Source organism: Cryobacterium lactosi (genome assembly GCF_004403945.1).
In the GTDB taxonomy this organism is placed as follows: Bacteria; Actinomycetota; Actinomycetes; order Actinomycetales; family Microbacteriaceae; genus Cryobacterium; species Cryobacterium lactosi.
On record NZ_SOHM01000030.1, the window covers coordinates 112096 to 125094 of the forward strand.

Sequence of the window (12999 nt, forward strand, 5' to 3'; positions counted from 1 at the left end):
CGGGGCCCGGGAAACCGGCCCGGTGAAATCCGTAATCGACGCGGCGAAAAGTCCCCCAAGGCCTTTCCTCACGCTGACATGCGTTCGAGTTGAACCAGCATCCGTACTGCGGGCCCAGCGCCAGCACACATCAATACGGGCACACGAGGCCCGCAAGGAGACACCATGGCCGAGGCCAAGAACAACAACAACAAGATTTCCGCCGACGCGCGCCACAGCTTCGGCAAGGGCGCTGCCCGCAAGCTGCGCGTGCTGGGCAAGATCCCCGCCGTGATCTACGGCCACGGCACCGAGCCCGTGCACGTGGCCCTGCCGGCCCACGAGATCGGACTGCTGCTGCGTCGCGCGAACGCCGTGCTCGAGCTCGACGTCGAGGGCACCACGCACCTGACCCTGGTCAAGGACGTGCAGAAGGACCCGGTTCGCCAGATCATCGAGCACCTCGACCTCATCGTCATCCGCAAGGGTGAAAAGGTCCAGGTCGAGGTCGCCGTGCACATCACCGGTGAGAGCGCCCCCGGCACCACCGCGGACCTCGACGCCAAGACCCTGCTCCTCGAGGTCGAAGCCACCAACATCCCGCAGAGCGTCAGCGTCGATGTCGAGGGCCTGGAAGACGGCACCCTCATCCACGCCAGCGAGATCAAGCTGCCCGCCGGCGCGTCGCTCGTCTCCGACCCCGAGATGGTCGTCATCGGCGTGCACCTGCCCGCAGAGGAAGAGGAAGAAGAGACCACCGAGGCCGAGGCTCCCGCCGAGGAAGCTGCCGCCGAGTAGTCTTCCCCTCTTCACCGCCGGACAGAAACTTGTGTAAAGGAACCCCCTGGACGACAATCTCTGGCTCGTAGTCGGGCTCGGTAACCCCGGGCCCGGCTACGCCGGCAACCGCCACAACGTCGGTCACATGGTCACCGCCGTGCTCGCCGACCGGATGCGCGCGAACTTCAAGAACCACAAGGCGAACGCCTCCGTCGCCGAGGGCCGCAGCGCCCCCGGCGGCCCCAAGCTGATCCTGGCCAAGCCGAACAGCTTCATGAACCTCTCCGGTGGCCCCGTCGCGGGCCTGCTGAGGTTCTACTCCCTCGACGTCTCCCGGCTGATCGTCGTGCACGACGAGCTGGACCTGCCCTTCGACACCCTGAAGATCAAGGTGGGCGGCGGTCACGGCGGCCACAACGGGGTGCGCGACATCATCGCCGCCACGGGCAGCAACGAATTCACCCGCATCAGGATGGGCATCGGCCGCCCGCCCGGCCGTCAGAACGCCGCCGACTTCGTGCTGCACGACTTCTCCAGCACCGAGCGCAGCACCCTGCCGATCATGCTCGAGGACGCCGCGGATGCCATCGAAATGATCGCCGCAGACGGGGTCACCGCCGCGCAGCAGAAGTTCCACGCCCCTCCCGCCTAGAGCGTCGGCGGGAACCCGTAGACTTGTGCGGTGATTCTTCAGGGCTTGATTCCGGCGCTTTCTCGCGCCTCCACGTTCGACAACGCCCTCGCCTTCGCGGCGCGTGACGCCGACTTCTCCCTCACCGAGGGCCTGCGCGCCCCGCTGCTGGCCGCGCTCATGGAGCAACGGTCCAGGCTCGACAAGGGCCGCGCCCTGCTCGTGATCACGGCCACCGGCCGCGAGTCCGAAGCGCTCCGGGAAAACCTCGGTTGTTTCTCCGACGACGCCGAGATCGTCGAATTCCCCGCCTGGGAGACCCTGCCGCACGAACGGCTCAGCCCCAGCGCCGAGATCGTGGGCCGCCGGCTCTACGCGCTCCGCCGGATGCGCGACTGGGAGAACTCGGATGCGGCCAGCCGCCGCCCGCTCATCGTGGTGGCCTCCGTGCGGGCCGCGCTGCAGCCCGTGGCCGACAACCTCACCGACTACGACCCCCTCGAGCTCAGCGCCGGCGGACGCGGCCACGACCTCGCCGCCATCTCGGTGGACCTGGTCAACGTCGCCTACGCCCGGGTCGACATGGTCACCCGGCGCGGCGAGTTCGCGGTGCGCGGCGGCATCCTCGACGTGTTCCCGCCCATGGCCGCGCACCCGTACCGGATCGAGTTCTTCGGCGACGAGGTCGAGCAGATCCGCGCCTTCGCGGTCGCCGACCAGCGCTCGATGCCCGAGCCCATCGCCTCGGTGACCCTGCCGCCGAGCCGGGAGCTGCTGCTCAGCCCCGCGGTGCGGCAGCGTGCCCGGGAGATGCAGCACGAGTTCCCCAGCCTCGCGGGCCTCCTCGCCAAGGTGGCAGAGGGCATCCCGGTGGAGGGCATGGAGAGTCTGGCGCCCGCCCTCGTGGACCGGCTGGTGCCGGTCACGCACTACCTGCCCAAACAGGCCGCCGTCGCGGTGATCTCGCCCGAACGGGTCGCCTCCCGCGCCATCAGCCTCGCCGAAACCAACCGGGAGTTCCTCTCCGCGGCCTGGAACGCCGCCACCGCGGGCGCCGAGGCGCCCATCGACCTGGCCTCGGGCGACTTCCTCACCCTGGGCACCCTGCGGGACGCCGTGCGCTACTCCGCCCCCGGCGCTCCAGCCACCGAACGGGTCTGGTGGACGCTCAGCTCGTTCCAGGCCGCCCCGACCGACATTCCCGTGCTGCCCGAACACCGCGAGATCGACGAACTGCTCACCATCCGGATCGAGGGCGACGCCGTGCCGAGCTTCGCCGGCAGTGTCGAAGGCGCCGTCGGGCACCTCTCCAGCCGGCTCAAGGACGGCTGGACGGTCGCCGTCGTCGCCCAGGGCGCCGGCCTGGTCGACCGGGCCGCCGACGTTCTCGCCGGCGCCGAACTGCCCGCCCGCATCGTGGCGGAATTCCCGGCGGATCCCGAACCCGGCATCGCGTACCTGATCAAGGCCTCCATCGCCCACGGCTTCGAGATCCCGGAGACCAAGCTCACCCTGGTCAGCGAAAGCGAGTTCTACGGCCGCACCGTCGGCTACGACGCGCGGCAGATCAAGAAGCTGGCCAGCCGGCGGAAGAACGTCGTCGACCCGCTGCAGCTCAAAACCGGCGACCACGTCGTGCACCAGACCCACGGCATCGGCAAGTTCCTCGAACTGACCCAGCGCGAGGTCTCCAGCGGTGGGCGCAACCCGGTCAAGACCACCCGCGAATACCTCGTGCTCGAATACGCCGCGTCCAAGCGCGGCCACGGCGGCGACAAACTCTACGTGCCCACCGACCAGCTCGACCTGGTCTCCCGCTATGTCGGCGGCGAGGCCCCCGCGCTGTCCAAGATGGGCGGCAGCGACTGGTCTGCCGCCAAGACCAAGGCCCGCCGTGCGGTGCGCGACATCGCCGTCGAACTGGTCAAGCTGTACTCGGCACGGATGGCCAGCAAGGGTCACGCGTTCGGCCCGGACACCCCCTGGCAGCGCGAGCTCGAGGAGGCCTTCCCCTTCGCGGAGACGCCCGACCAGCTCACCACCATCGAAGAGGTCAAGGCCGACATGGAACGGCCCATCCCGATGGACCGGCTGCTCTCCGGCGACGTGGGATTCGGCAAGACCGAGGTCGCCGTGCGCGCCGCGTTCAAGGCGATCCAGGACGGCAAGCAGGTGGCCATGCTGGTGCCCACCACCCTGCTCGTGCGCCAGCACATGGAAACCTTCCAGGAACGCTTCGCCGGCTTCCCGATCCACCTGCGCGCCCTCAGCCGGTTCCAGACCGACAAGGAATCCCGGGAGACCGTGGCCGGCATGCTCGACGGCACCGTCGACATGGTCATCGGCACGCACCGGCTGCTCTCGGACAACACCATCTTCAAGGACCTCGGCCTGGTCATCATCGACGAGGAACAGCGGTTCGGAGTCGAGCACAAGGACGCGCTGAAGAAGCTCAAGACCAACGTCGACATCCTCGCCATGAGCGCCACGCCCATCCCGCGCACCCTGGAAATGGCCGTCACCGGCATCCGGGAGATGTCCACCCTGGCCACCCCGCCCGAGGACCGGCACCCGATCCTCACCTTCGTCGGCCCGTACTCCGACCGCCAGGTGGCCGCCGCCATCCGCCGGGAACTGCTGCGCGAGGGCCAGATCTTCTTCGTGCACAACCGGGTCTCCAGCATCAACCGGGTGGCCGCACAGCTGGCCGAACTGGTGCCGGAGGCCAGGGTCGCCGTGGCACACGGCCAGCTGCCGGAGGCCCAGCTGGAGCAGGTGGTGGTGGACTTCTGGGAGAACAAGTTCGACATCCTGGTCTCCACGACCATCATCGAGACCGGCCTCGACATCGCCAACGCGAACACCATCATCATCGACCGCGCCGACAAGTACGGGCTCAGCCAGCTGCACCAGCTGCGCGGCCGGGTCGGCCGCGCCCGGGAACGGGCGTACGCCTACTTCCTCTACGACGAGAACAAGCCGCTCAGCGAGATCGCGCACGACCGGCTGGCCACCATCGCGGCCAACAACGAACTCGGCGCGGGCATGCAGGTGGCCCTGAAAGACCTGGAGATCCGCGGTGCGGGCAACCTGCTCGGCGGCGAACAGGCCGGCCATATCGCCGGGGTGGGCTTCGACCTGTACCTGCGCATGATCGGCGAGGCCGTGTCCACCTTCCGCGGTGACGTCGCCGAGGGTCAGACCGAGCTGCGGCTCGAGCTGCCCGTGGACGCGCACATTCCCGAGGAGTACGTCGACAGCGAGCGGCTGCGCCTGGAGGCTTACCAGAAGCTCTCCGGCGCCAGCTCACTGGCGGCCGCTGACGATCAGATCGGCCTGGTGCTCGAGGAACTCACCGACCGCTACGGCGAACCGCCCGAGGCCGTCACCAACCTCATCGCCGTGTCCAGGCTGCGCCGGCACGCCCAGCAGGCCGGTCTCGGCGAGGTCGTCGCGATGGGCTCCAACCTGCGGGTGGCCCCGGTCGACCTGGCCGACTCGATGCAGGTGCGGGTGCAACGGATGTACCCGGGCGCGAAGTACTCGGCCGCGGCCGGGTCGATGATCGTGCCGCTGCCGCGCCTGAACGGCGAACCGCTGGCCGACGCCGCGCTTATCGCGTGGACGGGATCGCTGCTGGACGCAGTTTTTCCGCGGCCCGTCGATACTGCCGTGCCCGCACACTGACCACGACGGCCGACACCAGGATCGCGAACCCCGAGCCGAGCAGCACGGCGAGGGTGGCCTCGTCGACAACCTCGACGCTGCCGGCGAACGCAAGAGCGCCCATCAGCAGCGAGACCGTGAAGCCGATGCCGCCCAGGCAGGCGACCATGACGATGTCGGCGAACTTGAGCCCGGATTTGGACCCGTTCGGCCGCCGGGAGATCAGGCTGCCGAGGCTGCCGGCCAGGGTGATGCCGATCAGCTTGCCCACCGGCAGTGCCACCAGGATGCCCCAGAACGCCGGGCTGAGCTGGGCCACGCTCACCTGGGGGATGGCGACAAGGGCGGCCGAGAACGCGAACAGGGGCAGGATCACCGCGTTGGAGTACGGCTCGAGCACGTGGTGGGCGCGGCCGCCGGGCACCCGGGCCATCACCAGACCCAGGATGACGCCGGCGATCGTGGCGTGCACGCCGGACAGATAGGTGAAGTACCAGGTCGCCATGCCCAGCACAGTCAGGGCGGCCACGATCGGCCAGACGGGTTTCCGGCCCAGCACCCAGGCGGAGCGGGGCTTGAGCATCCGGCTGGTGACGCCGAAGAGCGTCGCGGCGATGGCGGCAAAGCCGATGTACTGAAGTTGCGGGTCCTGGGTGAAGAAGAACGCGATGATCAGGATCGCCACCAGGTCGTCGAGCACGGCCAGCGCCAGCAGGAACACCCGCACCCGGGTGGGGATACCGCGGCCGAACACCGCCAGCACACCCAGGGCGAAGGCGATGTCGGTGGCCGTCGGCACCGGCCAGCCGGCGGCGAGCCCGGAGCCCTGGGTGAGCAGCAGGTAGATTCCGGCCGGCACCACCACACCGCCGAGCGCGGCGAGGGCGGGCAGCGCGGCCTTGCCGACGCTGTTCAGGTCGCCGATCACGAGCTCACGCTTGAGCTCGATGGCGATCAGGAAGAAGAAGACCGCCAACAGCCCGTCGCTGATCCAGTGCTTGGCGGACAGGTCGAGTCCGAAGATCCCGGTGTGCAGGTGTTCGTTGGCGGCCACGATCAGGGCGGGCCCGAACGCGACGTTCGCGGCGAGGAGGCCGAGGACTCCGGCCAAGAGGAGGAATCCGGCGGCGTAACGCTCGGAGCGAATGAAGGTCATGCGTGGTCCTGTCCACCCGCCGAAAACGGGGTCTGTCGTGCGTCGTGAGCGAAACACTTCGCCCGCCGACCAGACTTCCCGGCACACCAGCGCCCAGTTTAGCCCCGCCGCCTACGATGGAGTGTGACTGAATCCAGCCTGCCCACCCCATCCGCTTTCGACAACCTCGTGGCCACGGTGGCCCGGCTGCGCGCGCCCGGCGGCTGCCCGTGGGACGCGGAGCAGACCCACGAGTCACTCGTGCAGTACCTCACCGAGGAAACCCACGAACTGATCGAGGCCATCGAGAGCGGCAGCAGCGACGACCTGCTCGAGGAACTCGGCGACGTGCTCTACCAGGTGGTCTTCCACGCGTCGATCGCTGCCGAGACCGCCGGCGAGGACTTCGACATCCAGGATGTCGCGGCCCGGATGACAGCCAAGATGGTCGGCCGGCATCCGCACGTGTTCGGTGACGCGGGCACGCAGAGCCTCGAGGCCGTCGTGGCCGGCTGGGACGACGTGAAGGCGGCCGAGAAGCCGCACCGCACCAGCGTGCTCGACGGTATCCCGCAGGGCATGCCGGCCCTGGCGCTGGCCGACAAGGTGATCGGCCGGGCCCAGAAGATCGGCCTGCTCGAAACGGACCCGCCCGCCCTGCTGCCCATCGACAGCGAGGCCGAGCTCGGCCCGATCCTGCTGGCCATCGTGTCGGCGGCCAAGGCCCAGGGGCTGGACTCCGAGCGGGCGCTGCGCACGGCCCTTCGCGACCTGCAGGACGAGATCCGCAGCAGCGAACAGGAGAGCGACCCCGGAGACGCCGGGATCATCGCCTTCCCGTCCGCGTAGCGGCGCACAGCGCGGCCCGCTAACGTCGAACCATGACCGAGACATCCTTCAACGCCCTTCTCACCCAGCAGATCGGCAATGAATTCGCCGCGTCCCAGCAGTACATCGCCATCGCCACGTGGTTCGACAGCCAGGACCTGCCCCAACTCGCCGCGCACTTCTACCGTCAGTCGGTCGAAGAGCGCAACCACGCCATGATGCTCGTGCAGTACCGCCTGGACCGTGGCCTGGAGGTCGTGATCCCCGGCATTCCCGCCGTGATCAACGGCTTCGCGAACATCGTCGAACCCATCGCGCTGGCCCTCGCTCAGGAACAGCAGGTCACCGGCCAGATCGAGGCGCTGTTCCGCGCTGCCCGCGAGGATGGCGACGCGCTCGGCGAGCAGGCCATGCTCTGGTTCCTCAAGGAGCAGGTCGAGGAGGTCGCCTCCATGTCGACCCTGCTCACCATCGCCAAGCGCGCCAAGGACAACCTCTTCGATATCGAGAACTTCATCGCCCGCGAGCAGGTCGGCGACGCCGGCGGCGACACCGACGCCCCCGGCGCGGCCGGCGGCGCCCTGTAAGCGTCGCCGGAACGGGCGCGCCCGGGGGACCTGACAGAATTGGGGCATGGCAACAGCAGTGACCCCTCCCCGCGGCATGCGCGACTTCCTCCCGGCCGACAAGGCCACCCGCGAACGGGCGCTGGGCGTCATCCGCTCCAGCTTCGCCGCACACGGCTTCGACGAGATCGAGACCCCGGTGATGGAGGACACCGCCAGGCTGCACTCCGGTCTCGGCGGTGACAACGAGAAGCTCGGCTTCGCCGTGCTCAAGCGCGGTATCGGTCCCGCCGACCTGGTGGCCGCGGCCGAGGCCGACGATCTGCTCTCACTGACCGACCTGGGTCTCCGGTTCGACCTCACGGTGCCGCTGGCCCGGTTCTACGCCAGCCACCGTGCCGAACTGCCTACAGTGTTCCGGTCCATCCAGATCGCCCCGGTCTGGCGCGCCGAACGCCCGCAGAAGGGCCGCTACCGCCAGTTCGTGCAGTGCGACATCGACATCATCGGCGAAGCCGGTCCGCTCGCCGAGATCGAGCTGATCACCGCCACCGTCGCTGCCCTGAACAACCTGGGGCTGTCCGGCTGTTCGATCCGGATCAACGACCGGCGCATCTTGAGCACCATGCTCGCCACCTGGGGTGTGGCCGAGAACCTCACCGAACGCGCCCTGATCACCCTCGACAAGCTCGACAAGATCGGTGTCGACGGCGTGGTCGCCGAACTCGCGCAGCTCGGCATCAACACCGCCGGCCTGGCCGACACCCTGGCGGGCTTCGCCGATGCGGGCTGGCCGGACCCCGCTGCCGCGCCGGCCTGGCTCGACACCGCGGCCTACACCGACCTGCTCGCCCTGCGCGCCGCCCTGCCCGGCGTCAGCCTGGAGTTCGACCCCACCCTGGTGCGGGGGATGGGCTACTACACCGGCACCATCTTCGAGATCAAGCACCCCGACCTGGGCTACTCGCTCGGCGGCGGCGGCCGGTACGACGGCATGATCGGCCGGTTCCTCGGCACCGACGTGCCCGCCTGCGGTTTCTCGATCGGCTTCGAACGCATCGTGGACCTTCTCGCCGGCTCCGCCGGAGACACCGACCGGGCCGTGCTGCTCGTGCACGAGAAGGATGCCGACCCGGCCGCCCTCGTCGCCCTCAAGTCCGCCCTCGTCGCCGACGGTCTGCGCGTGCGGCTGGAGAAGCGCACGAAAAACCTCAAGGCGCTGCTCGAGCGAGCGGGCCAGGCGGGCTACGGCAGGTTCGCCTTCGTGACCCAGGACTCCGTCGATCCGGACGAGCTCGTTTTCAAACCGCTGGGCGACTGAACGATCGATGAACGTCGGGGCGACGGGACTTCAGTCCTAGAGCGCCCCGAGCGCGCGATCACTAGACTGTTCTCGGACTGGAACACAGCGGCGTCTTCCTCAAAATCCAATCGGACTTAGAAATCCAAACGAAGATCGACAGACAAACAGGAGATAGTTGTGGCTCTTATTGACGCAGTTGTTGCACGCGAAATCCTCGACTCTCGGGGAAACCCGACCGTCGAGGTCGAGGTCCTTCTCGAGGACGGCACGCTGAGCCGTGCCGCCGTCCCCTCAGGCGCCTCGACCGGCGCCTTCGAAGCCTACGAGCTGCACGACGGCGACAAGAAGCGCTACCTCGGCAAGGGCGTGCTCAAGGCCGTCGGCTCCGTCACCGACGAGCTCGGCCCGGCCGTCGAAGACCTCGACGCCGCCGACCAGCGCATCATCGACATGGTCCTCAACGAGACCGACGGCACCGTCAACAAGGAGCGCGTCGGCGCCAACGCCATCCTCGGCGTGAGCCTGGCCGTGGCCAAGGCAGCCGCCAGCTCGGCCGACCTGCCCCTCTTCCGCTACCTCGGCGGCCCGAACGCGCACACCCTGCCCGTTCCGATGATGAACATCATCAACGGTGGCTCGCACGCCGACAACGACGTCGACATCCAGGAATTCATGGTTGTCCCGCTCGGCGCCCCCACCTTCAGCGAGGGCCTGCGCTGGGGCGTAGAGGTCTACCACGCCCTCAAGGGCCTGCTGAAGAGCAAGGGCCTCGCAACCGGCCTCGGCGACGAGGGTGGCTTCGCCCCCAACCTGCCCAGCAACCGTGCAGCTCTCGACCTCATCGTCGAAGCCATCACCCTGGCCGGCTACACGCCCGGCACCGACATCGGCCTGGCCCTGGACTGTGCGGCCACCGAGTTCTTCAAGGACGGCGTCTACCACTTCGAGGGCAAGGAACTTTCTTCCACCGAGATCGTCGCGTACTACGCCGAGCTCCTCGAGGCGTACCCGCTCGTCTCCATCGAAGACCCGCTCGAGGAGGAGGACTGGGAAGGCTACGTCCACCTCACCGCTCAGCTCGGCGACAAGGTGCAGATCGTCGGAGACGACCTGTTCGTCACCAACCCGATCCGCCTGGCCAAGGGCCTCGAAATCAAGGCTGCCAACTCCATCCTGATCAAGGTCAACCAGATCGGCACCCTGACCGAGACGATGGATGCCGTCGCCCTCGCCCAGCGCGCCGGCTACACGACCGTCATCTCGCACCGCTCCGGTGAGACCGAAGACACCTTCATCGCCGACCTCGCCGTCGCCACGGATGCCGGCCAGATCAAGACCGGTGCCCCGGCCCGCAGCGAGCGCGTTGCCAAGTACAACCAGCTCCTGCGCATCGAAGAAGAGCTCGGCGAGGCCGCGGTCTACGCCGGCCGCTCCGCGTTCCCGCGCTTCAAGGGCTAATCGCCTCCCAGAAGACACTCGAGCTCCCCGCCTTCGGACACCGTCCGGGGCGGGGAGCTCTTTGTGTGGCCGTCGTGACCGCTTTGGCTGCGGGTTTGCACAGGATTCCCGTTGTCGGCCCCGTCACGAACGGCGCCGGCCGAAAGATCTGGCACTCTAGAACCGGGGCGTTTTCGTGTGCCCCGGCGAGCAGCCAGATCTGCAGCCACACACCGAGCAGCGGACGGGAGCCACCGTGACCTTCACCGGTTCAGGCATGACCCCGCCCCGGCCGCCCAAACCGCGCCGGTCGCCGGAACCGCGCCAGACCGAAACGCGCCAGTCCGAACCGCGCCAGACCGAACCGCGCCGGACGGCCTCCCGCCCGACGGAGAAGAGAACCGTCACACTCGCCGACGACTCCGCGGTGCGCGGCTGGCTGCGCGGCCTGCGGCTGAGTGGTTTCTCCTTCGTGATGATGGGCATCCTGGTGCTCGCGGTCATCGTCCTCGCGCCCAGCGTGCGCACCTACGCCGAACAGCGCCAGCAGATCGACGAGCTCAGCAACACCGTCGCGGCGCAGCAGGACTCCGTCGACGACCTCAAGGCGGAGCGTGAGCGCTGGAACGACCGCACCTTCGTGACCACCCAGGCGCGCGACCGGCTCTCCTACGTGCTGCCGGGTGACATCAGCTTCCTGGTCATCAACGACACCGGAGCCGGCGTCGACGGCGCCGCCGACACCGCGCCGATCAGCACCGCTATCCAGGACACCGAGGTTGACTGGGTCGACTCGGTCTTTCGCTCGGTGATGACCGCCGGACTGGCCCCACAGGAGGCAGCACAATGACCCGACCGCCCTTCGACCCCGCCTCAGAGGCCGACATCAAAACCGTCTCGGCCCAACTCGGCCGACCCGCCCGCAACGTGATCGGCATCGCCGCCCGGTGTGCCTGCGGCGCCCCCACCGTGGTGGCCACGGCCCCGCGGCTGGAGGACGGCACCCCGTTCCCCACCCTGTACTACCTGTCCCACCCCGCCGCGACGGCCGCACTGTCGTTCCTCGAGGCCACCCAGGTGATGAACGAATACAACCAGATGCTCGCCGACAACGAGGACCTGCGCGCGCACTACCGGTCCGCGCACGAGAGCTTCCTCGCCGACCGCGAGATGATCGGCGTGGTCCCGGAACTCGCCGGCGTCTCCTCCGGTGGCATGCCGGTGCGGGTGAAGTGCCTGCACGCCCTGGCCGCCCACGCCCTGGCGGCCGGACCCGGCGTCAACCCGATCGGCGACCTCGCCCTGCTGCGCGCAGCCTGGTCGCCCCAGGTGTGCGAATGCCTGGACTATGCTCCGCCGGCGGGCCCGCCGGCCAACGCGTGACGGGCGCCTGGCGCCGCACCCTCACCGGCGTCGCGATCACCCTCGCGGCGGCCGTCGCCGTCGTCGGTGTGGTCGGTGACGCCCCCGTCGCCCGGGCCGACCAGGTGCGCGACCTCGAGTACTGGCTGAACGACTACGGCTTCAGCCAGGCCTGGACCACCACCAAGGGAAAAGGCGTGACGGTCGCCGTCATCGACACCGGTGTCGACGGCAGTATCACCGAACTCAACGGAGCCGTCGTCGGAGGCACCGACGTCTCCGGTGTCGGGTCGTCCAACGGGCAGACCCCGGTCGGCGACGACAACGAACACGGCACCCTGGTGGCCTCACTGCTGGCCGGCCGCGGCACCCCCACCGGCGGCGGCCTGATCGGCGTGGCGCCCGAGGCGTCGATCCTCGCCGTCTCCGTGGCGTTCGGCACTAGTGATGCGGTCCTCAGCAATGACGACCAGATCGCCAAGGGCATCCGGTGGGCCGTCGACAACGGCGCCGACGTGATCAACATGTCCCTCACGCGCAACACCCTGGACTGGCCCACCAGCTGGGATGACGCGTTCCTGTACGCGTTCGAGCACGACGTCGTCGTCGTCGCGGCGGCCGGCAACCGCGGCAGCGGAACCACCGAGGTGGGCGCGCCGGCCACCATCCCGGGCGTGCTCACCGTCGCCGGCGTCGACCAGTCCAAGGAAGCCAGCTTCGACGCCTCCTCCCAGGGCATCACGATTGCGGTCGCAGCGCCCAGTGAGAAACTCGTCGGCGTCGCGCCGGGCGGCGGGTATATGGAGTGGTACGGCACGAGCGCTGCCGCGCCGATCGTGTCGGGGCTGGTCGCCCTGGTGCGCTCCGCGTACCCGAAGCTGGATGCCGCTGAGGTGATCAACCGGGTGATCGAGACCGCGAACCCCAACGGTCACACCGTGCCGAGCCCGATCTACGGGAACGGCCTGATCGATGCCGCGGCGGCGGTCTCGGCGTACGTGCCCAAGTCGACCTCCGCCACGCCCACCGAGCTGCTGCAGGAGTGGATCACGCTGCACCGCCGGGCGGATGCCGCACCGCTGACCCCCACCGCGCCGAGCACCGCGGCCCCGATGGCGCCGGACGCCGACCCGCCCCTGCCGCAGCAGAACGCCGCTGCCGGGTGGCTGCCGACCCCGCTGACTCTGACCTATGTGAGCGTGCCGCTCGCCCTGCTGGTTGGGTTTGGTATCCTTGTAACGCTGTTCGGCATTGGAGCCACGCGGCATTTCAAGCGAATTCGTTCCAAGCTCTAAATTTTCGCGTATCCAAT

At 68.8% G+C, this 12999-nt stretch carries 11 protein-coding genes; 10 read left to right on the top strand and 1 reads right to left on the bottom strand.

Annotated elements, in window-relative coordinates:
* Positions 1-165 precede the first annotated feature (165 nt).
* Genes E3T61_RS13000 through mfd form a run of 3 tightly spaced genes read left to right on the top strand, consistent with a single transcriptional unit; the run spans position 166 to position 5077 of the window.
* Entirely contained in the window at positions 166-777 is a 612-nt protein-coding gene (locus E3T61_RS13000; protein WP_134641278.1) for a 50S ribosomal protein L25/general stress protein Ctc, read from the top strand.
* A 46-nt stretch (positions 778-823) separates the two neighbouring features.
* Positions 824-1411 carry an aminoacyl-tRNA hydrolase gene (pth, locus tag E3T61_RS13005; RefSeq protein WP_134641279.1) on the top strand — a complete coding sequence of 196 codons (588 nt, stop codon included), beginning with the start codon at positions 824-826 and terminating at the stop codon, positions 1409-1411.
* A gap of 30 nt (positions 1412-1441) precedes the next feature.
* On the top strand, positions 1442-5077 hold the full coding sequence (gene mfd / locus E3T61_RS13010; RefSeq protein ID WP_134641280.1) for a transcription-repair coupling factor: 3636 nt from the start codon (positions 1442-1444) through the stop codon (positions 5075-5077).
* Here mfd and E3T61_RS13015 read toward each other — a convergent pair.
* On the bottom strand, positions 5004-6212 hold the full coding sequence (locus E3T61_RS13015; protein WP_134641281.1) for a Na+/H+ antiporter NhaA: 1209 nt from the start codon (positions 6210-6212) through the stop codon (positions 5004-5006). The genes mfd and E3T61_RS13015 overlap by 74 nt on opposite strands.
* A gap of 123 nt (positions 6213-6335) precedes the next feature.
* Here E3T61_RS13015 and E3T61_RS13020 point away from each other — a divergent pair, with 123 nt between their 5' ends.
* From E3T61_RS13020 to E3T61_RS13050, 7 genes are all read left to right on the top strand, one after another.
* Positions 6336-7040, top strand: coding sequence for a nucleoside triphosphate pyrophosphohydrolase (locus E3T61_RS13020; protein WP_134641282.1), 705 nt, complete (start codon positions 6336-6338; stop codon positions 7038-7040).
* A 32-nt stretch (positions 7041-7072) separates the two neighbouring features.
* Entirely contained in the window at positions 7073-7606 is a 534-nt protein-coding gene (locus E3T61_RS13025) for a ferritin (protein ID WP_134641283.1), read from the top strand.
* 46 nt (positions 7607-7652) lie between these two features.
* The gene (hisS, locus tag E3T61_RS13030) at positions 7653-8906 is read left to right on the top strand and encodes a histidine--tRNA ligase (RefSeq protein WP_134641284.1); all 1254 of its coding nucleotides are present in this window, start codon (positions 7653-7655) and stop codon (positions 8904-8906) included.
* A 159-nt stretch (positions 8907-9065) separates the two neighbouring features.
* The gene (eno, locus tag E3T61_RS13035) at positions 9066-10346 is read left to right on the top strand and encodes a phosphopyruvate hydratase (RefSeq protein WP_134641285.1); all 1281 of its coding nucleotides are present in this window, start codon (positions 9066-9068) and stop codon (positions 10344-10346) included.
* Positions 10347-10581: 235 nt separating this feature from the next.
* A complete protein-coding gene (locus tag E3T61_RS13040; protein WP_134641286.1) occupies positions 10582-11175 on the top strand; it encodes an FtsB family cell division protein in 594 nt (197 codons plus the stop codon).
* A complete protein-coding gene (locus E3T61_RS13045) occupies positions 11172-11708 on the top strand; it encodes a DUF501 domain-containing protein (RefSeq protein ID WP_134641287.1) in 537 nt (178 codons plus the stop codon). Before E3T61_RS13040 ends, E3T61_RS13045 begins: the two co-directional genes overlap by 4 nt.
* A complete protein-coding gene (locus E3T61_RS13050) occupies positions 11663-12982 on the top strand; it encodes a S8 family peptidase (RefSeq protein WP_134641288.1) in 1320 nt (439 codons plus the stop codon). Before E3T61_RS13045 ends, E3T61_RS13050 begins: the two co-directional genes overlap by 46 nt.
* Positions 12983-12999 lie beyond the last annotated feature (17 nt).